Source organism: Sphingomonas faeni, from assembly GCF_024273235.1.
In the GTDB taxonomy this organism is placed as follows: domain Bacteria; phylum Pseudomonadota; class Alphaproteobacteria; order Sphingomonadales; family Sphingomonadaceae; genus Sphingomonas; species Sphingomonas faeni_A.
The window spans coordinates 45428-70678 of the sequence record NZ_JANBVH010000008.1 but is presented as its reverse complement, the minus strand read 5'-3'; the positions used below and the strand labels follow the sequence as shown (position 1 = coordinate 70678).

The window sequence follows — 25251 nt, the reverse complement described above, 5'->3', positions numbered from 1 at the left end:
GCTTCTGCCTCTTCTCGTTCTCCCGCGAAGGCGGGAGCCCAGGGTTACGGGCGCTATCGCTTGTGACCCTGGACCCCCGCGTTCGCGAGGGAACGGTAGAAAGCTATTCCGCCAAGGCTCGATCGCTCACGAACATATTCGTCGCCCGCTCATGCGCGAACGTGCTCGCCGGCCCATGCCCCGGAATGAAGCTCGTATCGCTCCCCAGCGGCCACAGCTTCTCGACGATCGACTTTACCAGCGTCTGATGATTCCCCCCAGGCATGTCCGATCGCCCGACCGACCCCTGGAACAACACATCCCCCACCTGCGCGAATTTCGACGGCGCATGGTGGAAGATCACATGACCCTCGGTATGCCCCGGCGTCTCGTACACATCGAGCACCAGATCGCCGACCGACACCGTATCCCCCTCGACCAGCCACCGGTCCGGCTCGAAATTCACGCCCGAGATCCCGTATTTCGGCCCGTCCTGGTCGAGCCGCTGCAACCAGAAGCGATCCGCCTCGTGCGGTCCCTCGATCGGCACGCCCAGATCGTTCGACAGCCGCTTCGCCCCGCCGGCATGATCGATATGGCCATGCGTCAGCAGGATCTTCTCGACCGTCACCCCCGCCTGTTCGACCGCCGCCATGATCCGCGGCAGGTCGCCGCCCGGATCGATCACTGCGGCCTTCATCGTCGTCGTGCACCAGAGGATCGTGCAGTTCTGCTGGATCGGCGTGACCGGCACGATCGCGGCGCGCAGGGGCGGAGTGGCTGGATTTGTCATGGTGCTGAAATAGGATAGCGGGTCGGTTGGAGCAATCGCCGCTTGCGGTTTGCCCCGTCGTCCGTGCAACAGGGAAGGCGATGTGGACTGCGCCCTTCGTTTTGCTCGACGACGCCCGTGAGGGTGGGGCCCCGGCGCGATTGTACCGCGACCCCGTCCGGATCGTCCGCGCCGATACGCTCGCCGAGGTACGCCCGGCGCTCAAGGCGTTGCGAGATGCCCGCGCGGAAGGGCTGCACGCTGCCGGATACCTCACCTACGAAGCCGGCGCTGCACTCTCATCGAAGCCGATCGACGTCCGCACCAAAGGCCCGCTGCTCTGGTTCGGCCTGTTCGCCGGGTACCAGACGATAGCGCCCGAAGACGTCGCCGCGCTGCTCCCCGAACCCGCCGGCGCGTGGACCGGTGCGCCCCGGCCGCTGATCGACCGCGAGACCTACGACGCCAGCCTGTCGCGCGTGCTCGACCTGATCGCGGCGGGCGACATCTACCAGGCGAACCTTACCTTCGCCGCCACCGTCCCGTTCGTCGGCGACCCGCTCGCACTCTACGCCCGACTGCGGTGCCAGGCGAAGGCAGGCTATGGCGCGCTGATCGACACCGGCGAGACGCGGTTCCTGTCGCTGTCCCCCGAACTCTTCTTCGCGCTCGACGGCGACACGCTCACCTGCCGCCCGATGAAGGGCACCGCGCAACGAGGCGACACGCCCGAAGCCGATCGCGCACTCGCCGATGCCCTCGCCGCCGACCCCAAGCAGCGCGCCGAAAACCTGATGATCGTCGACCTGATGCGCAACGACCTGTCGCGCGTCGCCACCCGCGTCGCGGTCCCCGATCTGTTCACCGTCGAGACCTATCCGACCGTCCACCAGATGACCTCGACCGTCACCGCGACGCTGAAACCCGACTGCGACGCCGTCGACGTGCTCGCCGCGCTGTTCCCGTGCGGATCGATCACCGGCGCACCCAAACAGCGCGCGATGGAGGTCATCGCCGAGGTCGAGCACGCGCGCACCCGCGGCATCTACACCGGCGCGATCGGCCGCTTCGATGCGAACGGCGACGCGATCTTCAACGTCGCGATCCGGACGTTGGCGGTTCGGGATGACGCGGCCATGATGAGCCTCGGCTCGGGCATCGTCGCCGACAGCGCTTCCGATGCGGAATGGGACGAATGCCACGCGAAAGGCGCGTTCGTCACCGCCGGCCAGCGCCGCTTCGACCTGATCGAGACGATGGCGTTCGATCCCGACGACGGCCTGACCCGTCTCGAAGCGCATCTCGCGCGGATGAAGGCGAGCGCCCAAGCGTTGGGTTTCACTTTCGACCGCCACACCGCGCGCAACGAACTCCAGGCGGCGACCTTCCGGTTGCGCGGCCCCCGCCGCATCCGCCTGTTGCTCAGCCCCTCGGGCGCGATCGCGATCGAGGCGGCGCCGCTGCCGCACTCGCCTGCGCAAGCGACCGTCGCGATCGTGCCGCTGCCGGTCGCCGCGACCGACTTCCGCCTCCGCCACAAGACGTCCGCGCGTGCCTTTTACGACGATGCGCGCAAGGCCGCGGGCACGTTCGAGGTGCTGTTTGAGGATGCCGACGGGTTCCTGACCGAAGGTAGCTTCACCTCGCTGTTCGTCCAACGTGGGACCGGCCTCGTCACGCCGCCGCTACGTCACGGCCTGCTCCCGGGTATTCTCCGCGCAGACCTGCTCGATTCAGGCCGCGCGATCGAGGCGCCGGTCACCCGCGCCGACCTCGCCAATGGTTTCTTCATCGGAAATGCAGTCCGGGGCCTCATTCCGGCGATCGTTACGGTTGCGAATTCGGCCAAGCGGAGCGTATAGCGCCCGCGAATTCCGCAGGCGTACTGCGGACAACCGCAAAGGTTACACCATGCACGCATCCGCCGCGCTCGGCCGCATCAGTCCCTCGCCGACGCTCGCGATCACCTCGCGCGTTCTCGAACTGAAGCGCGCAGGCGTCGACGTGATCGGCCTCGGTGCGGGCGAACCCGATTTCGACACGCCGGACTTCGTGAAAGAGGCCGCGATCCAGGCGATCCGCGACGGCAAGACGAAATACACCAATGTCGACGGCACGATCGAACTGAAGCAGGCGATCGCTGCCAAGTTCGCGCGCGACAACGGCCTGACCTACACCACCGACCAGATCAGCGTGAACGTCGGCGGCAAGCACACCCTGTTCAACGCGATGGTCGCGACGATCGATCCGGGCGACGAGGTCGTCATCCCCGCGCCGTACTGGGTGAGCTATCCCGACGTCGTGCAGTTCGCGGGCGGCGTGCCGGTGATCGTCAAAGCTGGCCCCGAGGTCGGCTACAAGCTCGACCCCGCGGCGCTCGACGCGGCGATCACGCCGAAGACCAAGTGGGTGATCCTCAATTCGCCGTCGAACCCGACCGGGGCCGGCTATACGATCGACGAGCTGAAGGCGCTCGGCGCGGTGCTGGCGAAGCATCCGCACGTTTGGATCTTCGCCGACGATATGTACGAGCACATCGTCTATGATGGCTTCAAGTTCGCGACCATCGCCGAGGCCTGCCCCGAGCTGTTCGAGCGCACGCTGACCGTCAACGGCTGCTCGAAGGCGTATGCGATGACCGGCTGGCGGATCGGCTATGCGGGCGGCGCGGCGTGGCTGATCAAGGCGATGGCCAAGCTCCAGTCGCAGTCGACCTCGAACCCGTGCTCGATCGCGCAGGCCGCGGCGGTGGCGGCGCTCAACGGCGACCAGTCGTTCCTCGCCGAGCGCAACACCGCGTTCCAGGGGCGTCGCGATCTGGTGGTGGCGATGCTGAACGAGATCGACGGCATGCACTGCCCGACGCCGGAGGGTGCGTTCTACGTCTATCCGTCGTTCGCCGAGCTGATCGGCAAGACGACCCCGAACGGCCGCCTGATCGACACCGACGAGGCGATGGTCGGCTATCTGCTCGACGATGCCAAGGTGGCGGTCGTGCAGGGCGCGGCGTTCGGGCTCAGCCCTGCGTTCCGGATCAGCTATGCCACCTCGGATGCGCTGCTCCGCGAGGCCTGCACGCGCATCCAGACGGCCTGCGCCGCGCTGAAGTAACCGCCTGATCCTCCCCCGCAAGGGGGAGGTGGCTGGCGTTTGCCAGACGGAGGGGGAGGAAAGGGATAACTCCTGTTCCGTATCCTCCCCCTCCGTCACCTTCGGTGCCACCTCCCCCTGGCGGGGGAGGATCGAAGGTTCGGGCAACATTCGAGACACGCGGCGACATCTGCCGGCAATCCTGCCGGGCAATGCCTGCTGCACGATGAACGCATCGGCCACGGCGCGTTAATCGAGAGTTTCTAAAAACGACATTGTGGTTGGCGGGCATCTCTACGACATGCCCGTCCGTAGCTGACACCGGCCCACCCGGTCGGTGTCGTCACTTGGTTTCATTGGGATCGCATCATGCGCAGTATCGTAAAGTCGAGTTTCTTCTGGCAGTTCAGCGGCGGTTTCGTGCTGGGTGCGATCGGCTTGCTCGCGCTCCAGCCCGCCGAGGCGCGCCAGACCTTCGCCAGCCATTTCGAACACAGCGCGCCCGCCACTCGCTAATCTTACGCGCGTCTTGGCGAACGATCGCGGCAACCCCATGTACAGACACATGAAAAAGCCGCTCCTCGCCACGCTCGCCGCCGTTGGTATTGCCGGTGCGTTTATCTCCACCGGCACCGCGCAGGGCGCCCGCGCCGTCGTCATCCCCGCCGTCAAGACCGACCTTCCCGCGACGCCCGGTATCCAGACCGCGGTGCTCGCCGGTGGCTGCTTCTGGACGATGGAGGCGGTGTTCGAGCATGTGAAGGGCGTGAAGGCGGTCACGACCGGCTATGCCGGCGGCACCAAGGCGACCGCGACCTACGATCAGGTGTCGGCCGAGACGACTCGTCATGCCGAGGCGATCAAGATCGCCTACGACCCGCGAATCGTCAGCTACGGCACGCTGCTCCGCGTCTATTTCTCGATCGCGCATGATCCGACGACCTTGAACCGCCAGGGTCCGGACAGCGGCCCGAGCTATCGTTCGGCGATCTTCCCGCAGTCGCCGGCGCAGGCGCAGGTGGCGCGGGCGTACATCGCGCAACTCGGCGCGACGCGCGCGTTTTCCGGGCCGATCGTGACGAAGCTGGAGACCGGGGCGTTCTATCCCGCCGAGGCGTATCACCAGAATTTCTACGACCGGAACCCGACGCATCCGTACATCGTGATGTGGGACAAGCCGAAGGTGGCGGCGTTCAGGGCTGCGTTTCCGACGATTTCGAGGTGAGTGCGATCTCGAACCGGGGCGCTAGCCTTTAAAAGACGGCCACCCCGAGCTCGTCATTCCAGCGAAAGCTGGAATATCCCGGTTTTGGCGGACGTCCCGAGCCACGAGGGAGACCCCAGCGTTCGCTGGGGTGACGGACGTGGGGGCGTAGCGGATTGGGGCGGTGACGCTGGCAGGTCGGGGGCAGGTCGGGAATGCGCGAACGCAATGCCGACACTAAGCAGCAACCGGAAACCGCAGCATTCGGTCCGCCACCGGCACCATAGCCTCCGCGCCAACGCCCACCGCACGAACGATCTCCGGATGGTCCACATCCAGCCCACCGGTCAGCGACCCGAACGCCGGCAGGATCACCTTCGTCGCGGTCGTCACGAAACAGCGCCGCGCCACCGATTTCCCCCGCACGCGCAATCGCAGCTTCGGATGGAAATGCCCCGACAGTTCCGGTCGCGTCTCCGCGCGGTCGGCTTCGTGCCGTAGCACCAGCCCGTCGACGACGACCTCGTCCACCACCTCTCCGCCACACCGATCGAGGATCGCCGGATCGTGATTGCCCGTGATCCACGTCCAGTGCGTGGTATCGGTCATCGCCCGCAGCATGTCCTGCGCCCGCTCGGGTAACCGCGCGCACCCGTCGCTGTCGTGGAAGCTGTCGCCCAGGCACCAGACTTCGCGCGCGCCCGTCGCCGCGACCAGCGCGGTGAGATCGGCCAAGGTCGCGATCGAATCATAGGGCGGCAACATCTGGCCGCGTTTCGCGAACCAGCTCGCCTTCTCGAAATGCAGGTCGGCGACCAGCAGCGCGCGCCGCTCCGGCCAGAACAATGCGCCTTGTGGCAACGCCAGAAGCGCATGTCCGCCGAACGAAAAGGGAACCATCCGCTCGCCATGCCGCCCCCGCCACGGCGAATCAAGCGGGCATGCGCCACGACGGGCAGGACTTGCGCCTGTCCCCAATCGGCGTAAAGCGCGCCGTCCCTTCATGAGGAGCGCTTTTCGCGCCATGTCGTCCGAAGCCGGAACACCGCAAACTGCCGCAGTCCATAAACCGCCCGCCGGCGGCGTGGCGGCGCAGGTCTGCGCGCCCGCCGATATGTCGGCGGCGCATCTGCATCCGCATCCGGCGCTGGCCGCGCTGACGGTCGGCGCGATCGGCGTGGTGTTTGGCGATATCGGCACCAGCCCGCTCTACGCTTTCCGCGAGGCGCTGAGCCAGACGTCGGCGGGCGGGATCGATCCCAGCGAGATCCTCGGCGTGCTCAGCCTCGCGCTCTGGTCGCTGTTCCTCGTGGTCACCGTCAAATACGTCATCTTCCTGATGCGCGCCGACAATCAGGGCGAGGGCGGCGTACTGGCGCTGGCCGCGCTCGCCCGTCGCGCGCTCGGCATGCGGTCGCGGATCGCGATCGTGCTAGGCGCGGCAGGGGCGTCGTTGTTCTACGGCGATGCGATCATCACCCCGGCGCTGTCGGTACTCTCCGCGATGGAGGGCCTGCGGACGATCCCGAGCGCGGCGCACATCTTCAACGAAGGCGTCGTCCGCATGCTGACGATCGGTATCCTGATCGCGCTGTTCATGATCCAGGCGCGCGGGACGGCGCAGGTGTCGAAGCTGTTCGGCCCCGTCTGCATCGTCTGGTTCGTGGCGATCGGGGCGCTCGGCATCTGGCACATCGCCGACGAACCCTCGATCGTCCGCGTGTTCCTGCCGACCTATGGCGTCTCGTTCCTCGCGACGCACGGCGTCACCGGTCTGTTCGTGCTCGGCGCGGTGTTCCTGACCGTGACCGGCGCCGAGGCGCTGACCGCCGACATGGGCCATTTCGGCAAGCTGCCGATCCGCATCGGCTGGTTCTTCCTCGTCTTCCCGGCGCTCGCGCTCAACTATCTGGGGCAGGGGGCGTTTGCCTTGTCGCAGCTGGAGGATGCGGCGGCGCGCGGCATCCCGTTCGTCAATCAGGACTGGTTCTTCCTGATGGCGCCCGAATCGCTGCGCCCCGCGCTGATCATCCTCGCGGGCTTCGCCACCGTAATCGCCAGCCAGGCGGTCATCACCGGGGCGTTCAGTCTGACGCAGCAGGCAATCCAGCTCGGGCTGCTCCCGCGCCTGCGCATCCGCCAGACGTCCGCGGTGTTCGCCGGCCAGATCTATCTGCCCGCGATCAACTGGCTGTTGCTGATCGGCGTGCTGGTGCTGGTGATCCAGTTCAAGACGTCGTCGGCGATGGCGGCGGCGTACGGCATCGCGGTTACGGGCACGATGGTCGTCACCACCTTGCTCGCCTACATCGTCGTCCGTCACCGCTGGAACTGGTCGCGGCCGCTGGCGCTGGCGGCGATCCTGCCGTTCCTGACGCTCGACCTGATCTTCTTCGGCGCGAACATCCTGCGCGTGATCGAGGGCGGCTGGGTGCCGCTGGTCATCGCCGCGTCGATCGGGCTGGTCATCTTCACCTGGGTGCGCGGCAAGAAGATCGTCAGCGCGTTCGAGAAGCGCCAGAGCATCCCGCTCAGCGACCTCGCCGCCGCGTTGGAAAAGCGCCCGCCCGAGCGCGTGTCGGGCACCGCGGTGTTCCTGACCGCCAACCCGCATGCGACTCCGGGCGCGCTGCTGCATAACCTGAAGCACAACAAGGTGCTCCACGAGCGCAACCTGATCTGCAGCATCCGCACCGCGGACCGGCCGTTCGTGGAGGAATCGCAGCGGGCCAAGGTCGAGCGGGTGGACGAGAATTTCTCGATCGTCGTGCTGACCTACGGCTTCATGGAATCGCCCGACGTGCCGCGCGATCTCGGCGTCGGCAACAAGACCGAGCAGCTCGGGCTCGATCCGATGCGCACCTCGTTCTTCATCGGCCGCAACACGCTCAAGCCCGATGCGGAGAAGGGCATGCCGCCGTGGCAGGACCGGATCTTCATGTTCCTGCAACGCAACGCCAGCGATCCCACCGATTTCCTGAAGATCCCGCCGGGCAAGGTGCTGGAGCTGGGCGAACAGGTCACCGTCTAACCTCCCTCGCCCCTCCGGGGAGAGGGAAGGGGCCCGCGGCGCTTGCCGTGGGAAGGGAGAGGGGCGTTGTCGGGCACCGTCTCGAGCCTCACGCCCCTCTCCCATCCGTCGCCTAAGGCTCCTCCCTCCCTCTCCCCGGAGGGGAGAGGGACATGCGGCATCACCCCGCGAAGGCCTTCACCAGATCGAAGAGGTAGTCTCGGCCATCATACAGCGACGCCACGCGGATGCGCTCGTTGAGGCCGTGGATGCCGCCCATGTCCTTGTCGATGAACACGCCGGGTACGCCGTACACCGGGATCCCGATCGCCTCGAAGAAGATCCCGTCGGTCGCGCCGGTCGACATCATCGGCAGGATCGGGATGCCGGGGAAGTGCTTGGCCGCCACCTTGGTCACCGGCCCCATGATCTTCGGATCGAGCGTCGGCGGGATCGCGGTCGGCCGCACCGGCTGGTTCGCCGTCACCGTCACCTTCGCTCCCGCCAGTTCCTTCAGCTTGGCGAGCGTGCCGTCGACCGTCTCCCCCGGAAAGATCCGGCAGTTGATGTTCGCCGTCGCGCGCTGCGGCAGCGCGTTCTCCGCATGACCCGCGTTCAGCAGCGTCGCCACGCACGTCGTCCGCAAGGTCGAATGCATCGCCTTGTCCCGGCTGACGATCGCATCCGCCGCCTTGTCCTCCGGATTGGCGAGCAGCCGCGTGATCGCGCTGCCCATCTCGCCCGGCATCGCCTTCGCGCTCGCCGCGAAGAACGCCTTGGTCGTGTCCGTGAACTTCACCGGAAACTCATAGCCCTGCACCGCCTTCACCGCGTCGGCGAGCTCGTAGATCGCGTTCTCGGGCGTCGGCTGCGAGCTGTGCCCGCCGGGGTTAGTGGCGAGGAAGGTGTAGTTCTGCGCGGCCTTCTCGCCGACCTGGATCGCGAGCAACTGGCGCTTGCCGCTGTCGTCGAGCCGCCCGCCGCCGCCCTCGTTCAGCGCGAACTCGGCCGCGATCAGGTCCGGCTTTTCCTTCGCCAGATACTGCGCGCCGTTCCAGGCGAACGTCGTCTCCTCGCCGCAGGTCAGCGCCAGCTTGATCGTCCGCTTCGGCGTGTATCCGCCAGTCTTGAAGCGGATCATCGCGTCGGACCAGATCGCCGCCTGCGCCTTGTCGTCGACGGTGCCGCGCGCGTAATAATAACCGCCTTCCTCAATCAGCTTGAACGGATCGCGCACCCAATCCTCGCGCTTGGCCTCGACCACGTCGAGATGCGCGAGGAGCAGCATCGGCTTGAGCGCCGCGTCCGAGCCCTTCAGCACCGCGACCAGCCCGCCATCCTTGGGATGCTCGGGCACCGAGAAATAGGTGATGTCGGCATCGGCATAGCCCGCCGTCTTCAGTCGCGCGCCGATCTGCGCCGCGGCCTGCGTGCAACTGCCGGCGGACAGTGTCGTGTTGGTCTCGACCAGTTCCTTGTAGAGCCCGAGAAACGCCTTCTGGTCGGGCCGCGACTGGGCCTGCGCCGAGACGGGCGCGGCAAGAACCGCCGCCGTAAGTAGCCAACCAGTCGCGCGCATCGTCGTCCCCTTTTTCGTTTCGATCGGGAGAGTTGCAGCGAACGCGCGTCGACGCAACCTCGACCCCGCCGCGCTCAACGCCGGCGTGTTCCGCGGGGCAAGGCGAGCCGCACCTCGCGGTTGGCGAAGTCGATGTCGACGCGTCGGAACAGTTGCAGCACGTCCATCCCGAGCAGCATCGCAGGCCGCTCGGACAAGCCGAACTGGCGGAACGGTGGCGCGTCGACCGCGGTGAAGGCGACGGGCAGGTCGCCGAGCGTCAGGTTGCCGATCGAGACCCGGTCGATCGTGGTGTAGTCGGCGACTACGGTTTCGCCGGTGACGCCGGTCAGCGATACCGGTTGCGAGCGCGCCGCGCTGCCGAGTTTGCGCGTGACCCGTCGGCGGAGCGCGCCATTGGCCATGCTGACCGAGGTGCCGGTGTCGAGGATCACGCGGATGCGGATGCCGTTGCAATAGGCGTCGGTGACGACGAGTTGCCCGAACAGGCTCCGCGCTCTGATCACGATCTCGTCGGGCCCCGCGCGTTCGCGGTGCTGTCGTCTGCGCGAGGGGATGACGGTCATCGTCTTGGTGTCGAAGTCGATCGTCACCGCGTGATCCTGCAACGTGTCGATTCCGAGCAACCCGCGCGCGCCGAGGTTGATCGCGCTGATCGCGGGCGCCTCGATCGGGGCGCTGCCGATCACGCTGACCTTCAGCGATGGGATGACGACGGTGCCGATGCTGTCCGACCCGGTCATGCCGGTGACACGGACGGTCCGGCCGGGCGCGAGGCCAAGCGTGGCGGCGAGTTCGCGCGAGATGACGGTGCGCTGCGCGCCGGTGTCGACGACGAAGGGGAAGGGGCCGGCGCCGGCGATCGTCACGGGCACCGTCATGCGGGCTTCTTCTTCGCCGAACAGGAGCGTGGCAGGGTCGGGTTCTGCTGCGGATGCTGCACTCGGAGAGGGTGCAGCATTTTGTTGCGGCGGAGCGGCGTCCTGGGCGCTGGCCTGGGCGGAAATGACTAGCAATAGAGGGGCTAGCCACCTGTGCATGCTGCAAATGCTGCGCTCATTCCACAGTGCGCGCAACTGTCGTTGTTAGAGACGAATGCCCTGCCGAAACGCCACCACCCCGGCGAAGGCCGGGGCCCAGTTGGGCGAGGTCGCTAATGGAGGGCGGCGCTTCGTTACAACCACCTTTCCAATTGGGCCCCGGCCTTCGCCGGGGTGGTGCAATCTTGTCAGAGGCACCTCTCAATCCGGCCGCATCGCATCCGCGATCATCGCATCCGCCTCGATCAGCAGCGCATCGTCCGAACTGTTCGTGGCCACCTTCTCCCGCCCGATCAGCGTCAGCACCGGTACCGCCAGCGGCGTGACCCGCTCCAGATCGACATGCACCATCGTCGCCGCCGCGCGATCGAGCAGCGACGCCAGCCGCCCGACATCGGTCATCCGCGCCCGCGCATCCGCCCAGGCCGCCTCCAGCAGCAGATGCGTGGGCTCGTACTTGCGCAGCACGTCGTAGATCAGGTCGGTCGAGAACGTCACCTGCTTGCCGGTCTTGCGCTTGCCCGGATGCTGGCGCTCGACCAGCCCGCCGATCACGGCGACCTCGCGGAAGGCGCGCTTCAACAGGTGCGATTGCTGCACCCATTCGACGAACTCGTGTTCGAGGATATCCGCCGAGAACAGCGACGCCGGATCGGTGATCTTCTCCAGCCCGTACACCGCCAGCGCATAATCATTGGCGACGAAGCCGAGCGGTTTCAGCCCCTGCGTCTCCATCCGCCGGGTGATCAGCATGCCCAGCGACTGGTGCGCGTTCCACCCCTCGAAACTATACGCGACCATGTAATGCCGCCCCTCGCGCGGGAAGGTCTCTACCAGCAGCTGGCCGGGTTCGGGCATCACCGATCGATACGCCTGCATCTCCAGCCATTCGCGGACGTCGTCGGGGAAGCGCGCCCAGTCACCGGGATGCGCGAGGAACCCGCGGACGCGGTCGGCGAGGTTGGTCGACAGCGGCATCCGGCTGCCCCCGTACGTCGGGATCCGCGCGGGCTTCGAGGTCGCGCGGACCACCAGATCCTCGAGATCGATCTTCATCACTTCGAGGCTGATCCCTGAAAAGAAGAACGTGTCGCCGTGGCTCAACTGCGCCGCGAACGCCTCCTCGACGCGGCCCAGCACGCGGCCATTGCCGAACCGCACGTTGAGCATCGTTGCCTCGACGATGATCCCCGCGTTCAGCCGGTGCTGGCCGATGAATTTGGGATGGCTGACGCGCCACGTCCCGTCCGCATCCTTGGTCAGCCGCTTGAACCGGTCGTATGCCTTCAGCGAATACCCCCCGTCGCTGATGAAGTGCAGCACGCGCTCGAAGGTCTCCGTCGGCAGTGCGGAGTACGGCAACGCGGAGCGGATCTCGTCGAGCAGATCGGCCTCGCGAAACGGCGCCGCGCACGCGCACGCCATCACATGCTGCGCCAGCACGTCGAGCGCCCCGACGCGGAAGATATCCGCATCGAGTTCGCCCGCCTCGACCGCGTCGAGCGCCGCGCGCGCCTCGAGATATTCGAACCGGTTGCCCGGCACGACGATCGCCTGTGACGATTCGTCGAGCCGGTGGTTGGCGCGACCGATCCGCTGCAACAGCCGCGACGATCCCTTCGGCGCGCCCATCTGGATCACGCAATCGACATTGCCCCAGTCGACGCCGAGATCGAGGCTCGACGTCGCGACCAGCGCGCGCAGTTTCCCCTCGGCCATCGCGTTCTCGACCTTCCGCCGCGCCTCTTTCGCGAGGCTGCCGTGATGGACGCCGATCGGGAGGTTGTTCGCGTTCACCTTCCACAGATCCTGGAAGATGAGTTCGGCGAGGCTGCGCGTGTTGCAGAACACGATCGAGGTCTCGTGTGCCTCGATCTCGGCCATCACCTGCGCGGCGGCATAGCGGCCCGAATGTCCCGACCACGGCACGCGGCCCTCGGGCAGCAGGATCGCGATGTTCGGGTCTGCGCCGGGCTCGCCGCGGACCATTGCGACTTGGTCGATATCGCCATCGGGGGCGAGCCACGCGCGATAGCCGTCCGCATCCGCGACCGTCGCCGACAGCGCGACGCGGCGCATCCCCGGCGAGATCGTCTGCAACCGCGCCATGCAGAGCGAGAGCAGGTCGCCGCGCTTGCCGGTAGCGAACGCGTGGACCTCGTCGACGACGATTGTCCGGAGGGTCTCGAACATCGTGATGCTGTCCGGATAGCTGAGCAGTAGCGACAGCGATTCGGGCGTGGTCAGCAGGATCTGCGGCGGCTTGATCCGCTGCCGCGCCTTGCGATCCGACGGCGTGTCGCCGGTGCGTGTCTCGACGCGAATATCGACGCCCATCTCGTCGATCGGCGTCAGCAGATTGCGCTGCACGTCGACCGCGAGCGCCTTCAGTGGCGAGACGTAGAGCGTGTGGAGACCCGTCGTCGGTGCCTCGATCAGCTCGGCCAGCGTCGGCAGGAACCCGGCGAGCGTCTTCCCCGCGCCGGTCGCAGCCACGAGCAAGGCATGATGCCCCGCGCGCCCTTCCGCCAGCATCTCGCGCTGATGCCGCCGCGGTCGCCAACCCCGCGATGCGAACCAGTTTTCCAAGGGAAGGGGAAGGTCGCTCACGGCCTGTTCACGCATCGTCGTCATATGGGGGCAGCGCGCCGCACCGCCATGGACCGCGCGCGCAACGACCGCCACTTTGGCTAAAGCTCTGTTGTGAAAGACGATCGGTGTCGCTTTTTCGTTATCTCCTGCCGCTACCGTTGCTCGCACTCCTGCCGTTCGCCAATGCCACTGCCGCCAGCAAGTCGTTCGTCGGCGGCGGCGGAATGGTCCGCCTTTCGCATCCGTCCAGCCTCATGCCGACGCGCAACTTCGCCGGCCGCGCGCTGCTGAACAGCGGCTGGCGCCAGATGTGGGACGGCGCCCCGGTCGGCCGCGGCGTCGGCATCGTCCGCTTCTGGCAGGTCGCCAAACCGACCGACGGCCAGGGGCAGGTGACCGAGATGATCCAGGTCGGCTTCAGCCGGAGCGCGGGCGTGGTCGCCAAATGCGGTACCGAGGGGCTGGTTGCCGGCCATGCCAAGCGGCTTCCCAACCGGATGCTCGGCGGCCACCGCTGGACGGTCTACACCAACGGCGACGCGGGCATGAGCCAGCAGGTGAACGCGACCAACTTCCGCAGCGTCATCAACGGCGCCTGCTATGCGATCGACCGGATCACCTATGCGGTGAAGGCGGCGGCACCGGCAGGCCGGCTTGCGCCGCCCCAGGCGGTCGCGGCGGCGCGGATGGACGAGATTCTGGCGACGATCAAGGTCGGCGGGCGGCGCTAGTGTAAGGCCTTTAGTGTAATGACTTGCGATCCTCCCTCGCCAGGGGGAGGTGGCTGGCGCTTGCCAGACGGAGGGGGAGGTAAGGGACAACCGATGTTCCGTGTCCTCCCCCTCCGTCACCTGCGGTGCCACCTCCCCCTGGCGGGGGAGGATCGATCGGTCGCCGCCAACGCGCGCCGCGACGTCGACTCCGGCTCGTCCCGAACAGGGGAATGACAGACCCCACCAACACTCCGTCACCCCGGACCCGTTCCGGGGCCCACCGTTCCGCGACCTCACCGCTCTCGATCGTGCGGAGGCGTGGATGCCGGAACCAGTCCGGCATGACGGGGACCATGGGTCACGGCACACGCGCACGCCGCCAACGGCACCGCACCCCCGCGTCACGCGTTACCCCCGCATGGCAAAACTCGGCGACTGGCTCGAACCGCATCCGCACGGCATCCTCGTCAAGCCGATCGACGCGTGGATCGACCCCTCGATCCCGACCGCGAAGGCGCTCGTCACGCACGGCCACGCCGATCACGCGCGCGGTGGCCACGCAGCGGTCTGGGCCACGCCCGAAACACTCGCGATTATGGACGCGCGCTATGGTCCGCAAGCCGGCAACCCGGTCGCCTACGGCGAGACGATCCGTATGGGGCCCGCTGACGATGGGGTTGACATCGGCTTCGTTCCCGCCGGCCACGTGCTCGGCTCCGCACAGATCGTGCTCGACTATCGCGGCGAGCGGATCGTCGTCTCGGGCGACTATAAACGCCGCGCGGACCCGACCTGCACGCCGTTCGAACCCGTCAAATGCGACGTCTTCATCACCGAAGCGACCTTCGGCCTGCCGGTCTTCCGCCACCCCGACACCGGCGACGAGATCGACAAGCTGATCGCGGCCTTGCACGCCAACCCCGATCGCTGCGTCGTCGTCGGCGCCTATGCGCTCGGCAAGGCGCAGCGCGTGATCGCGGAACTGCGCGAGCGCGGGCATGCGGCCCCGGTCTACATCCACGGCGCGCTGCAAAAGCTCTGCGACCTGTATGCCGAGCATGGCGTGCGGCTCGGCGAACTCCTGCCGGTCGCGGATGCCAAGAAGGCGGACATGGCGGGGCATGTCGTGATGTGCCCGCCGGGGGCGCTCAACGATCGCTGGTCGCGGCGGCTGCCCGACCCGATCACCGCGATGGCGAGCGGCTGGATGCGCGTGCGCGGCCGCGCGCGCCAGAAGAACGTCGAACTCCCGTTGATCCTCAGCGACCACGCCGACTGGGACGAACTCACCACCACGCTGACCGAGATCGCCCCGCAGGAAGTCTGGGTGACGCACGGCCGCGAGGACGCGCTGGTCCACTGGTGCATGACCCGCCAGATCAAGGCGCGCGCGCTGGCGCTGGTCGGCTTCGAGGACGAGGACGACTAGGTCCTCGAATCCTCCCCCGCCAGGGGGAGGTGGCGCGGAGCGACGGAGGGGGAGGACACGAAACGGCGGTTGCGCTTACCTCCCCCTCCGTCTGGCAAGCGCCAGCCACCTCCCCCTGGCGGGGGAGGATTTACCTGGAGGCTTGCGCTTCTCTCGCGACACGGCAGGATAGGACATTGCCCCTGTCGCAAGGATATTCCGTGGCCCGTTCGACCAACTTCGCCGCTCTGATACTGCTCGCACTCTCGACGACCGCCATCGCGCAGGACGCGCCGAAGAAGGACAAGACCGAGACCAACGCCGAGCGGATGAAGGCCGAGGCGGAGGCGGATTACGCCAACGCGCCGGTCGCCGAGCAGGAGGTCAAGACGAAGGGCCGCGTCACGGTCGGCGGCAAGTCGCTCGGCTATACCGCCACCGTCGGCACGCTGACGCTGCGCGATACCGAGGGCAAGCCGACCGCCAGCCTGTTCTACACCGGCTACACGCTCGACGGGGTGAAGCCCGGCACCAAGCGCCCGGTCACGTTCTTCTACAATGGCGGGCCGGGCAGCCCCAGTTTCTGGCTGCACATGGGCTCGTTCGCGCCGGTCCGCCTGCGCACCGCCAACCCCGAATACATCAAGCCTGCGCCCTATGATTTCGGGCCCAACCCCGACACATTGCTCGACAAGACCGACATGGTGTTCATCGACGCGGTCGGGACCGGTTATTCGCGGCCGCTCGGCGATACCAAACCGTCGGCGTTCTACGGCGTCGACGAGGATGCCGACGCGTTCGCCAAGGGCATCCTGCGCTACGCCACCAAATATGGCCGCTGGAACAGCCCGAAGTTCCTGTTCGGCGAGAGCTACGGCACCACCCGCTCGGGTGCGCTGGCGTATCAGTTGCAGGATCGCGGGATGGCGCTGAACGGCGTCGTGCTGCTGTCGTCGATCATGAACTATGGCTACCGCCAGCCGGGGCTCGACGAGATCTACCTCAATTACCTGCCGAGCTATGCGGCGAGCGCGTGGTACCACAACCGCCTGCAGAACCGCCCCGCCGACGTCGCGACGATCGTCGCCGAGGCGCGGGCGTTCGCCACCGGGCCATACGCGGCGGCGCTGTCGAAGGGGCAGACGATCTCGGATGCGGAGCGCGACACGGTCGCTACCCGGATGAGCCAGCTGATCGGGATCTCGCCCGACTTCATCAAGCGCGCCAACCTCCGCATCGACCTCGCCCGCTTTCAGAAGGAGCTGTTGCGCGACCAGCGGCTGACGCTCGGGCGGTTCGATTCGCGCTATACCGGCATCGACAGCGACGCGGCGGGCGAGCGGCCCGAGACCGACGCGTCCGACACCGCGATCGCCGGCGCGTTCATCGCCACGTTCAACGATTACGTGACGCACACGCTCGGCTACAAGACCGAGATGCCTTACCGGCTGAGCGCGCGCGATGCGCCGGGCTGGACGTGGAACTGGAAGCACGATGCGCCGGGTCGTGGCGGCCAGCCGCAGAACAACCCGAACACCGCGGTCGATCTGGCCGCGGCGATGCGCGAGAATCCGTATCTCAATGTGCTGTCGATGAATGGCTATTACGACATGGCGACGCCGTTCTTCGGGACCGAGAACGACCTGAACCACATGATGCTCGATCCCGCGCGGCAGCGGAATCTGGCGTTTCGCTACTATCCCGCGGGGCACATGACGTATCTCAATCCGGAGGCGCTGCACCAGATGAAGGCGGATCTGGCGTCCTGGTATGATCAGGCGGTGGGCGAGGCACGGAGCGCGACGCCGCCGGGTGGGGCGAGTGTGTCGGGGGCGGAGGGGCAGGTGCCGAACTGAGCCAGCGCGATCCTACCCCGCCAGGGGGAGGTGGCTGGCACTCGCCACACGGAGGGGGAGGCAAGAGGAACATCTGTTGTCGTGTCCTCCCCCTCCGTCGCCTTCGGCGCCACCTCCCCCTTGCGGGGGAGGATCCGCAGGGGCAGCGAGCTACCGAACCCCCTCCAGCGCCTTCGCGCGCCGGCGCTGCACCGAACTCCCGATCCCCAGCGCCTCGCGGTATTTGGCCACAGTCCGGCGCGCGATGTCGAAGCCCTTCGCGTTCAGCAATTCGACCAGCGTGTCGTCCGACAGGATCTTCGCGCCCTCGGTGTCGATCAGCGCGCGGATCGCGGACTTCACCGCCTGTGCCGACACCGCCTCGCCGCCATCCGCCGACTGGATCGCGCTCGTGAAGAAGTATTTCAGCTCGTAAAGCCCGCGCGCGCACGAGACGTATTTGTTGCTGGTCACGCGGCTGACGGTCGATTCGTGCATCTCGATCGCGTCCGCCACCTGGCGCAGCGTCAGCGGCCGCAAGTGCGCGACGCCTTTCAGGAAGAACGCTTCCTGCTGCTTCACGATCTCGGTCGCGACCTTGATGATCGTCCGCTGGCGTTGATCCAAGGCCTTCACCAGCCAGTTCGCGCTGGCGAGGCAATCGCTCAGCCACGCCTTCGACGCCTTGTCCTGCTGCCCGCCCGACAGCTCGGTATAGTAACTGCGGTTGACCAGCACGCGCGGCAAAGTCGACGCGTTGATCTCGATCGCCCAGCCTGCTTTAGTCCGCGCCACGAACAGGTCGGGCGTCACCGACTGCGCGGGTTCGCCGCCGTAGCGACAGCCGGGCTTCGGATCATAGCCGCGCAGTTCGCGGATCATGTCGGCCATGTCCTCGTCGTCGACGTCGCAAATCCGCTTCAGCCGGGCCAGCTCGCCACGCGCGAGCAAGTCGAGATTGGCGATCAACAACGCGATGCACGGATCGTAGCGGTCGGCTTCCTTGGCCTGCAGCGTCAGGCATTCGGCGAGATCGCGCGCACCGACTCCGGTCGGGTCGAAGGTCTGGATCGTCGCCAGTACGCCCTCGACCCGCACCAGCGGGACGCCGAGCCGGTTGGCGATGTCGAGCAGCGATACGGTGAGATAGCCCGCCTCGTCGATCTGGTCGATCAGGTGCGCAGCGATGAACGCGTCCTCGCGGGGGATTGCGGGACCGGCCTGCGCGAGCAGATGATCCGCGAGGCTGAGGCTGGTATCTGCGAACGCGTCGAGATCGGGGCCGTCCTCGCCGCCCGCACCGCCCGTGCTCGCGCCGGTCATCGAGAGCGCGCCGTCCATCCCGCTGCCGCCGTCGGCGACGCTGTCCTGCTGATGGCTTTCGGTGGCGTAGTCGACGTCGAGTGTCGGTTCATCGCCTGCGCCGGTGCCGGAAACGAGTTCGTCGGCGGCGACGCGTTCGTCGCGGACTTCGGGAGCGGGTTCGCGGTCGGGGGTGCCTGAAAGATCGGGGCTATCCTCCGCGGCACTCGCTTCCAGCAGCGGGTTGCGCTCGACTTCTTCGGCGATGAACCCCTCGATCTCCAGGTTCGACAGCGCCAGCAGCTTGATCGCCTGCTGGAGCTGCGGGGTCATCACCAGCGATTGCGACTGGCGGATGTCCAGGCGAGGGGCGAGGCTCATGCCAGGCTACCCCAACAGATACCGTCACCCCAGCGAAAGCTGGGGTCTCCCGCGGCTAGGGCGCGCGCTCTCACCGGGAGATCCCAGCGTTCGCTGGGGTGACGGGAGGAGTGGGACTGTGGGCGGGGGAGGGCGCCATAAACCTAAAGCGAGAAGCCTTCGCCAAGATACAACCGCCGGACGTTGGCATCCGCGACCAGTTCCGCCGGCGAGCCCGAGAACAGCACGCGACCGTCGTAGATGATGTATGCGCGGTCGACGATCTCCAGTGTCTCGCGGACATTGTGGTCGGTGATCAGTACGCCGATGTCGCGGCGCTTGAGGTCCTTCACCAGGTCGCGGATGTCGGCGATCGAGATCGGGTCGATGCCCGCGAACGGCTCGTCGAGCAGCATGATCGACGGATCCGCCGCCAGCGCGCGGGCGATCTCGGCACGCCGCCGCTCGCCGCCCGACAGTGCCATCGCCGGCGCCGCGCGGAGCCGGGTCAGCCCGAATTCCTCGAGCAGCGTGTCGAGCTTCCGCTGGCGCGCCGCCTTGTCCGGCTCGGACAGCTCCAGCACGGTGAGGATGTTCTTCTCGATCGTCAGCCCGCGGAAGATCGACGTTTCCTGCGGCAGGTAGCCGAGGCCGAGGATCGCGCGGCGGTACATCGGCAGCTTCGTGATGTCCTCGCCGTCGAGCATGATCCTCCCTGAATCGGGTTTCACCAGCCCCATCACCGAGTAGAAGCAGGTCGTCTTGCCCGCGCCGTTGGGCCCGAGCAGGCCGACCACTTCGCCGCGCCCGACCGACACCGACACGTCGGTCAGCACGACGCGCTTGTCGTAGGACTTGGCGATCGAGACGACCTGGAGCCCGTTGCTCACCGGCGGCTCGGAAATCGGCTCTACGGCCTCGATCGGGGGCAGCGTGGTGGCGTCCATGGGATCAGGCCCTCGCAAAAGTCAGTCGCCGACCGCTCGGCGTTGAAGGTGTCGCCGAACCTCGGGGGTTTGGCAGGAAACATGCATGAGCGCGCCGCCGGAGGGAAGCCCCTGCGGTACGCTCGCGCGTCAGTTGCGCTTGGGGACCGAGAAGGTGCCGGTCACGCGACCGCCGGTCTGCGTCACGGTGCCCCCGCTCGCGGCCGATCCTGCGGCGCTGCCCCCGGCGACCGACGAACCGTCGATCACCGAACGTCCGGTGTCGAGGTTCATCGTCAGGCGCCCGCCATTCACGGTATTGCCCGCCTGCGTCAGCGTGACCGCGCCGAGCATCGTGATGACGCGGCGGTTGAGGTCGTAGATCGCATACTGGCTGCGCGCGGTCTGGTCGGGACGCTTGACGATCACGCCGCCCGACGCGTCGAGCCGTGAGACCTGCGGGTTCCCGCCGATCACCTGGCCGGTATAGGCGACCGTCATCCGCGCCGAATTGAGCGTCATCTCGGCCTGCTTGACCGCGACGTTGCCCGACAGGATGGCGCGGTTCGCCTTGTCCTGAAGCTCGATGTGATCCGCACCGAAATCGATCGGGGCGTTGGAATTGTGCGACTGCTGCGCGACCGCGGTCGTGGAGAGCAGGACGGCAGACAAGGCTGCGAATAAGTGAGTGGCGCGCATGGCGGTTATTTCGGCCCTCTGGGGATGATCCGCAAGCGGGCATTGCCATCGAGCGTCACGGTTCGCTCCTCGAGGTTGGCGCGCAGCTTGTTGGCGCTGAACGTCCCCTGCTGGACGGTGCCGGTCGCGGCACCACCGCTTTCGAGCGTGCGTGCCTTCATGTCGATCGTCGCGTTGGTCGTCTTCAGGTCGTAGCCGCCCGCCGCGGTGGCGTTCAGCGGGCCGAACAGCTGCACCTTCTCGGTGTCCATGTCGTAGCGACCGGTGTTCGCCTTGATGTTGGCGGGGCCGTCGGTCAGCTGGATCTGCGCCGCGAGCTGGTTGAGCTGGACGATCGGCTCGGCCGAGCTCTTCTGGATCGCGGACTTCGCGTCGAGCGTGAAGGACTGGCCCTTGCTGTCCTCGCCGCGATAGCGTGCCGCCTGGATCTTCATCCGCTCCTGCGCGACCTCGACCTTGTTCTTGTCGAGCAGGAACGACACGTCGCCGCCAGCGGTCAGCGGCGCCATCACCAGGAACGCCGCCAGCACGCCGATCGCCGTCGGCAGCGCGACGCGGGCGATCGCCACGAAGCGATCGTGACTGCCACCGGGCGCGGCCCAATCCTGCCGTGCGGTGCGCGCACGGCGAGCAGTCGGGGAGGGCGCCGGTATCTGGGTCATGCGTGGGCGAAGATATCGATCTCGGGCCAGCCGGCAAGATCGAGCGCGGCGCGAGTCGGCAGGAAGTCGAAGCAGGCCTGTGCGAGCTCCATCCGGCCCTCGCGAATCAGGCGCTTGTCGAGTTCGGCGCGCAACCGGTGGAGAAAGCGCACGTCGGACGCCGCATAATCCTTCTGCGCCTCCGACAGTTCGGGGCTGCCCCAGTCGGACGATTGCTGCTGCTTCGAGATATCCTGGCCGAGCAGTTCGCGGACCAGCTCCTTCAGGCCGTGGCGGTCGGTATAGGTCCGCACCAGCCGCGACGCGATCTTGGTGCAATAGACCGGCGCGGCGACCACGCCGAGATAATGCTGGACCGCGGCGATATCGAATCGACCGAAATGATAGAGTTTCACGCGCGCCGGGTCGGCCAGCAGCGCCTTCAGATTGGGCGCGTCGTAGCCCGCACCCGCGGCGAAGCGGACGAGATGCTCGTCCGGGCCGCCGTCCGACAGCTGGACCAGGCACAGCCGGTCGCGCGGGGTGATGAGCCCCATCGTCTCGGTATCGACGGCGATCGCGGCGCCGGCCGCGAACAGATCGGCGGGAATGTCGCCTTCGTGGAGATGAACTGTCATGACGGTGGCCGTAGCGGTCCGCGGCGCAACGCTCAATGGCCCTATGGTGAATGGCCCTATATTGGGCTGCGCCGTCGAATCGGGCGATAAGATGGCTTGGGTGCCGACCTTGCGACGAGTCGTGGCTCGCGAGCGACACTTGCGTCAGTATCGATCCAAATCAGGCGTCTTCGGATCAGAATCTATTCGCGACGGCTTGTATTTTGCGCTAAGGGTCCCCTCAAGGCGCAAAAGGTTTCGCGCTGGAAAACCTGCGTTCGTCGTCCGGCACAAGGGTTTTGAGAAATTTGCGGGCGAACCGGGAAGACGAACAGAGCTTATGGGTTTCGATAAAGGTGGCCGCGGGAACCGTGGCGGGCGTGGCCGCGATAAGCGCGACAGCTTCGGCGGCGGCGACAACGAGTTCGGCGGCGGCAGCAGCTTTGGTGGCGGCGGCGACCGGTTCGGCGGCGGCAGCAGCTATGGCGGCGGCGGTGGCTCGAGCTACGGTGGCGGCGGTGGCAGCAGCTACGGCGGCGGCGGCAGCAGCTTCGGCGGCGGCGGCGGCGGCGGTGGTTACCGCGGCGGCGGCGGTGGCGGCGGCTTCTCGGGCGGCGGCGGCGGCGGCGGTGGTCGCGGCATGCCTCCCCAGGTTGTCGGCGAAGGCACGGGCGTCGTAAAGTTCTTCAACGCACAGAAGGGCTTCGGCTTCGTCGTTCGCGATGACGGCGGCGAGGACGTGTTCGTCCACATCAGCGCAGTCGAGCAGGCCGGCATGGTCGCACTCGCCGAGGGTCAGCCGCTCGGCTTCACGCTCGTCGATCGCGGTGGCCGTATCTCGGCGACCGACCTCAAGATCGACGGCGAGCCGATGGCCGTCACCGATCGTGGCCCGCCGCGTGACCGTGATGCCGGCCCGGGCGCGCCCCGTGGTGGCGACCGTGACGGTGGTGCAGGTGGCGCACAGCGTCAGCTCACCGGCGAGAAGGCGACCGGTACGGTCAAGTTCTTCAACGCGATGAAGGGCTTCGGCTTCATCCAGCGCGACGACGGACAGCCTGACGCCTTCGTCCACATCTCGGCCGTGGAACGCGCCGGCATGGCGACGCTGAACGAGGGCGACAAGCTCGAGTTCGAGCTCGAGGTCGATCGTCGCGGCAAGTACGCAGCGGTGAACCTGAGCGCAGGCGGCTGATCCAGCTGACTGGTCCGACCGTGTTCGGTAGGATGACGATTGCGGCCGGTCTCGCTTTGGCGGGACCGGCCGTTCTCGTTTCCGCAGCACCTACGCAGACGCGCGTGCCGGTATTGTCGGCGACGATCGTCGCGCGCTACCCGCACGACCGCACCGCGTTCACCGAGGGGCTGCTCTGGCACGACGGCGCGCTGTACGAGAGCACCGGCCAGGAACGCCAATCCGACGTTCGCCGCGTCTCGCTCAAGGACGGCAAGATTCTCGCCAAGGCGCGAATCGATCCCGCACAGTTCGGCGAAGGCCTAGCGCTGTGGAAGGACCAACTGGTCAGCCTCACCTGGCACGACGGCATAGCCCACCGCTGGGACATCCGCACGCTAAAGCCAAAGGGCCAGAACCGCTACACCGGCGAAGGCTGGGGACTGACGAGCGATGGCGTCTCGCTGCTCCAGTCCGACGGCAGTGCCGACATCATCGTCCGCGATCCGGTTACCTTGGCCGAGCGCAAGCGTGTCGCGGTGACGATCGACGGTCGCCCGCTACGCGACATCAATGAACTCGAATACGTCCACGGCGCGTTGCTGGCCAACGTCTGGCACACCGGCTTCCTGGTCCGCATCGATCCGGCAACCGGCAAGGTCACCGCGGTGATCGACCTGCGCCCGCTGGTCGCCGAGATCGCCGCGACCGACCGCGAGGCGGTGCTGAATGGCATTGCCTGGGACGCGAAGGCGGACCGGCTGTTCGTGACGGGCAAATACTGGCCCACGCTGTTCGAGATCAAGATCGCCGCCACGCCGCAATAGTCCGGTCCTTTGCGCCGTCCGCTCCCCTCTCTCTTGTTCTCCCGCGAAGGCGGGAGCCCAGACTGGCCTCTCGCCTTCGCGGGAGAACACGCGGCGCTGGGGTCGGAACTGCGACGCTGACGCCGGGTACGCCGACCTCGATACGAGCCCCCAACCTCGCGCGTCGCCACGACTGCGCCGACGTCCCTGCCTCTTCCGTTTCTTCACTTCATTCGGTCGTGGCCATTTCCGACAGCTGCTGGGGTTACTGCGGCCACAGCGGCGACCGCAGCCTCCAGCCATCCAGCCATCCAGCCACCCAGCCACCCAGCCACCCAGCCACCCAGCTTCCCCCATCCGTCACCCCGGCGAAAGCTGGGGTATCCCGGTTTGGCGGGCGGGGTGTCCCACACGGGGAGATCCCAGCTTTCGCTGGGATGACGGTCGAGGGGGACGGGCAGCGGGCAGCGGCGCGACATCGCTCGGAGCCAAGGCCGAAGCTGGACTGGGGTCAAAGCCGAAGCTGGACTCGGGTCGAAGCCTAGGCCGGGCTAATGGTGAGGGATGGAGCCGGAGCCGAGACGAGGCCGGGACGAGGGCGGGAGTGCGCAGTGCGGCGTGTTGCATCGAGTTAGACACGCCGCCTCTTATGGGTCGCCGACGCTGGCCATACCCGCACCCTGAAACCCCAGGCCTAAGATTTCCGCCCAGCCTCCGGTGCCACCGCCTGGATCGCCGCCAGAACATGCGCCAGCAACCCGTCCGCATCGTGGCGGATGTTGTGGCCGCCCGGCATCCCGACCTTCCGCGCGTTCGCCACCGTCAGCAGCGGACACAGGCTGTCGGTCTCTTCGACCCCATAGATGCAGGTGAGCGGCGCCCAAGTCAGCCGGTTGCCGGTCGTCGCCCCCATGCTGTCCGGCGTCCCATGGTCGTAGAGCAGTCCCGAAGGATCGGCACGGTAGAAGACCGTGTCGCCCGGCAGGATCAACACGATCGCCGCGACCCGCGCGCGCAACGACGCGGGCAGGTCGGCCAGCCCGGTCTGGACGATATCCGCGCCATAGGATTGCCCCATCACCACGACCCGCTTCGCCCCGGTCCGCGCCAGCGCCGTCCGCACCCCGTCCGCGACGATCGCATCGAGTTCGCCGCGCGTCCGAGAGCGCGCGAACAGGGCCGGAGTCGTGATCCCGACCACCGGGATACCGTGTTCCGTCAGCCCACGCGACGTAGAAGCGCCGAGCAGGAAGCGCAGCCCCATGTCGCCCGAGAAATTGACCACGGCGATCGGCGGTGCGCCCGCCGCATGGACGCCGATGGCAGGATACACATGCACGGGATCGCGGTCGAAATAGCCCGCTAGGTACACGAACAATACGACGATCGCGGAGAGGATGCCGGTCACCCACGCGCCGCGCCGCCAACGCCGTGCCGCCACCGTGCGGGGATGCTTCGTATTCTTCACCAGGCGATCCTTACGCGGAGCAGGTTCGAGCGCGAT

21 protein-coding genes are annotated in these 25251 nt (G+C 67.1%); 10 read left to right on the top strand and 11 right to left on the bottom strand.

The window, feature by feature from the left end; genetic code table 11:
- Positions 1 to 103 precede the first annotated feature (103 nt).
- On the bottom strand, positions 104 to 772 hold the full coding sequence (locus NLI89_RS06060) for an MBL fold metallo-hydrolase (protein ID WP_254686199.1): 669 nt from the start codon (positions 770 to 772) through the stop codon (positions 104 to 106).
- Positions 773 to 852: 80 nt separating this feature from the next.
- Here NLI89_RS06060 and pabB point away from each other — a divergent pair, with 80 nt between their 5' ends.
- The 4 genes from pabB to msrA all read left to right on the top strand — a co-directional run bounded on the left by pabB (position 853) and on the right by msrA (position 5066).
- Positions 853 to 2613: an aminodeoxychorismate synthase component I gene (gene pabB, locus NLI89_RS06055; protein WP_254686198.1), complete on the top strand. Its 1761-nt coding sequence runs from the start codon at positions 853 to 855 to the stop codon at positions 2611 to 2613.
- A gap of 49 nt (positions 2614 to 2662) precedes the next feature.
- Complete coding sequence (locus tag NLI89_RS06050) at positions 2663 to 3862, top strand: pyridoxal phosphate-dependent aminotransferase (protein WP_254686197.1); 1200 nt, start codon at positions 2663 to 2665, stop codon at positions 3860 to 3862.
- A 348-nt stretch (positions 3863 to 4210) separates the two neighbouring features.
- On the top strand, positions 4211 to 4357 hold the full coding sequence (locus NLI89_RS06045; RefSeq protein ID WP_187502244.1) for a hypothetical protein: 147 nt from the start codon (positions 4211 to 4213) through the stop codon (positions 4355 to 4357).
- 49 nt (positions 4358 to 4406) lie between these two features.
- A complete protein-coding gene (gene msrA / locus NLI89_RS06040; protein ID WP_254686196.1) occupies positions 4407 to 5066 on the top strand; it encodes a peptide-methionine (S)-S-oxide reductase MsrA in 660 nt (219 codons plus the stop codon).
- 216 nt (positions 5067 to 5282) lie between these two features.
- Here the strand turns inward: msrA and pdeM are convergent, their stop codons facing one another.
- Complete coding sequence (pdeM, locus tag NLI89_RS06035; RefSeq protein ID WP_254686195.1) at positions 5283 to 5945, bottom strand: ligase-associated DNA damage response endonuclease PdeM; 663 nt, start codon at positions 5943 to 5945, stop codon at positions 5283 to 5285.
- A gap of 214 nt (positions 5946 to 6159) precedes the next feature.
- Between pdeM and NLI89_RS06030 the strand changes: the two genes are divergently transcribed.
- On the top strand, positions 6160 to 8076 hold the full coding sequence (locus NLI89_RS06030) for a potassium transporter Kup (RefSeq protein WP_254686260.1): 1917 nt from the start codon (positions 6160 to 6162) through the stop codon (positions 8074 to 8076).
- A 160-nt stretch (positions 8077 to 8236) separates the two neighbouring features.
- Here NLI89_RS06030 and NLI89_RS06025 read toward each other — a convergent pair whose 3' ends face one another.
- The 3 genes from NLI89_RS06025 to NLI89_RS06015 all read right to left on the bottom strand — a co-directional run bounded on the left by NLI89_RS06025 (position 8237) and on the right by NLI89_RS06015 (position 13299).
- A complete protein-coding gene (locus NLI89_RS06025) occupies positions 8237 to 9634 on the bottom strand; it encodes a M20/M25/M40 family metallo-hydrolase (protein ID WP_254686194.1) in 1398 nt (465 codons plus the stop codon).
- Positions 9635 to 9708: 74 nt separating this feature from the next.
- A complete protein-coding gene (locus tag NLI89_RS06020; RefSeq protein ID WP_254686193.1) occupies positions 9709 to 10515 on the bottom strand; it encodes a retroviral-like aspartic protease family protein in 807 nt (268 codons plus the stop codon).
- A 360-nt stretch (positions 10516 to 10875) separates the two neighbouring features.
- Positions 10876 to 13299, bottom strand: a complete 2424-nt coding sequence (locus NLI89_RS06015) for a ligase-associated DNA damage response DEXH box helicase (protein WP_254686192.1) — start codon at positions 13297 to 13299, stop codon at positions 10876 to 10878.
- 92 nt (positions 13300 to 13391) lie between these two features.
- Here NLI89_RS06015 and NLI89_RS06010 point away from each other — a divergent pair, with 92 nt between their 5' ends.
- From NLI89_RS06010 to NLI89_RS06000, 3 genes are all read left to right on the top strand, one after another.
- The gene (locus NLI89_RS06010; protein ID WP_254686191.1) at positions 13392 to 13997 is read left to right on the top strand and encodes a hypothetical protein; all 606 of its coding nucleotides are present in this window, start codon (positions 13392 to 13394) and stop codon (positions 13995 to 13997) included.
- 400 nt (positions 13998 to 14397) lie between these two features.
- Positions 14398 to 15408, top strand: a complete 1011-nt coding sequence (locus NLI89_RS06005; RefSeq protein WP_254686190.1) for a ligase-associated DNA damage response exonuclease — start codon at positions 14398 to 14400, stop codon at positions 15406 to 15408.
- Between the two features lie 200 nt (positions 15409 to 15608).
- A complete protein-coding gene (locus tag NLI89_RS06000) occupies positions 15609 to 17243 on the top strand; it encodes a S10 family peptidase (protein ID WP_254686189.1) in 1635 nt (544 codons plus the stop codon).
- Between the two features lie 150 nt (positions 17244 to 17393).
- Here the strand turns inward: NLI89_RS06000 and rpoN are convergent, their stop codons facing one another.
- The 5 genes from rpoN to NLI89_RS05975 form a co-directional block, all read right to left on the bottom strand.
- Positions 17394 to 18905: an RNA polymerase factor sigma-54 gene (rpoN, locus tag NLI89_RS05995; protein WP_254686188.1), complete on the bottom strand. Its 1512-nt coding sequence runs from the start codon at positions 18903 to 18905 to the stop codon at positions 17394 to 17396.
- A 143-nt stretch (positions 18906 to 19048) separates the two neighbouring features.
- Positions 19049 to 19831 (bottom strand): LPS export ABC transporter ATP-binding protein, encoded by a 783-nt coding sequence (lptB, locus tag NLI89_RS05990; RefSeq protein ID WP_055881895.1) that lies wholly within the window; start codon positions 19829 to 19831, stop codon positions 19049 to 19051.
- Between the two features lie 129 nt (positions 19832 to 19960).
- Positions 19961 to 20509, bottom strand: coding sequence for an LptA/OstA family protein (locus tag NLI89_RS05985; protein WP_254686187.1), 549 nt, complete (start codon positions 20507 to 20509; stop codon positions 19961 to 19963).
- Positions 20510 to 20514: 5 nt separating this feature from the next.
- Entirely contained in the window at positions 20515 to 21171 is a 657-nt protein-coding gene (gene lptC / locus NLI89_RS05980; protein WP_254686186.1) for an LPS export ABC transporter periplasmic protein LptC, read from the bottom strand.
- Complete coding sequence (locus NLI89_RS05975; RefSeq protein ID WP_254686185.1) at positions 21168 to 21788, bottom strand: ribonuclease D; 621 nt, start codon at positions 21786 to 21788, stop codon at positions 21168 to 21170. The genes lptC and NLI89_RS05975 overlap by 4 nt, the downstream gene beginning before the upstream one ends.
- A gap of 319 nt (positions 21789 to 22107) precedes the next feature.
- Between NLI89_RS05975 and NLI89_RS21725 the strand changes: the two genes are divergently transcribed.
- Positions 22108 to 22962 carry a cold-shock protein gene (locus tag NLI89_RS21725; RefSeq protein WP_302675630.1) on the top strand — a complete coding sequence of 285 codons (855 nt, stop codon included), beginning with the start codon at positions 22108 to 22110 and terminating at the stop codon, positions 22960 to 22962.
- Between the two features lie 32 nt (positions 22963 to 22994).
- On the top strand, positions 22995 to 23768 hold the full coding sequence (locus NLI89_RS05960; protein WP_254686184.1) for a glutaminyl-peptide cyclotransferase: 774 nt from the start codon (positions 22995 to 22997) through the stop codon (positions 23766 to 23768).
- Positions 23769 to 24441: 673 nt separating this feature from the next.
- On the opposite strand, the gene NLI89_RS05955 is transcribed toward NLI89_RS05960, so the two are convergent.
- Positions 24442 to 25215, bottom strand: coding sequence for a virulence factor (locus NLI89_RS05955; RefSeq protein WP_254686183.1), 774 nt, complete (start codon positions 25213 to 25215; stop codon positions 24442 to 24444).
- Positions 25216 to 25251 lie beyond the last annotated feature (36 nt).

Excerpts from the sequence above, each read along its gene's own strand:
- NLI89_RS05985 (WP_254686187.1), bottom strand. The coding sequence starts at position 20,509 with ATGCGCGCCACTCACTTATTCGCAGCCTTGTCTGCCGTCCTGCTCTCC.
- NLI89_RS06045 (WP_187502244.1), top strand. The coding sequence starts at position 4,211 with ATGCGCAGTATCGTAAAGTCGAGTTTCTTCTGGCAGTTCAGCGGCGGT.
- rpoN (WP_254686188.1), bottom strand. The coding sequence starts at position 18,905 with ATGAGCCTCGCCCCTCGCCTGGACATCCGCCAGTCGCAATCGCTGGTG.
- lptB (WP_055881895.1), bottom strand. The coding sequence starts at position 19,831 with ATGGACGCCACCACGCTGCCCCCGATCGAGGCCGTAGAGCCGATTTCC.
- NLI89_RS21725 (WP_302675630.1), top strand. The coding sequence starts at position 22,108 with ATGGGTTTCGATAAAGGTGGCCGCGGGAACCGTGGCGGGCGTGGCCGC.
- NLI89_RS06060 (WP_254686199.1), bottom strand. The coding sequence starts at position 772 with ATGACAAATCCAGCCACTCCGCCCCTGCGCGCCGCGATCGTGCCGGTC.
- pabB (WP_254686198.1), top strand. The coding sequence starts at position 853 with ATGTGGACTGCGCCCTTCGTTTTGCTCGACGACGCCCGTGAGGGTGGG.
- lptC (WP_254686186.1), bottom strand. The coding sequence starts at position 21,171 with ATGACCCAGATACCGGCGCCCTCCCCGACTGCTCGCCGTGCGCGCACC.
- msrA (WP_254686196.1), top strand. The coding sequence starts at position 4,407 with ATGAAAAAGCCGCTCCTCGCCACGCTCGCCGCCGTTGGTATTGCCGGT.
- NLI89_RS06015 (WP_254686192.1), bottom strand. The coding sequence starts at position 13,299 with ATGCGTGAACAGGCCGTGAGCGACCTTCCCCTTCCCTTGGAAAACTGG.
- NLI89_RS06030 (WP_254686260.1), top strand. The coding sequence starts at position 6,160 with ATGTCGGCGGCGCATCTGCATCCGCATCCGGCGCTGGCCGCGCTGACG.
- NLI89_RS06020 (WP_254686193.1), bottom strand. The coding sequence starts at position 10,515 with ATGACGGTGCCCGTGACGATCGCCGGCGCCGGCCCCTTCCCCTTCGTC.
- pdeM (WP_254686195.1), bottom strand. The coding sequence starts at position 5,945 with ATGGTTCCCTTTTCGTTCGGCGGACATGCGCTTCTGGCGTTGCCACAA.
- NLI89_RS06005 (WP_254686190.1), top strand. The coding sequence starts at position 14,398 with ATGGCAAAACTCGGCGACTGGCTCGAACCGCATCCGCACGGCATCCTC.
- NLI89_RS05960 (WP_254686184.1), top strand. The coding sequence starts at position 22,995 with ATGACGATTGCGGCCGGTCTCGCTTTGGCGGGACCGGCCGTTCTCGTT.
- NLI89_RS06025 (WP_254686194.1), bottom strand. The coding sequence starts at position 9,634 with ATGCGCGCGACTGGTTGGCTACTTACGGCGGCGGTTCTTGCCGCGCCC.
- NLI89_RS05975 (WP_254686185.1), bottom strand. The coding sequence starts at position 21,788 with ATGACAGTTCATCTCCACGAAGGCGACATTCCCGCCGATCTGTTCGCG.
- NLI89_RS06050 (WP_254686197.1), top strand. The coding sequence starts at position 2,663 with ATGCACGCATCCGCCGCGCTCGGCCGCATCAGTCCCTCGCCGACGCTC.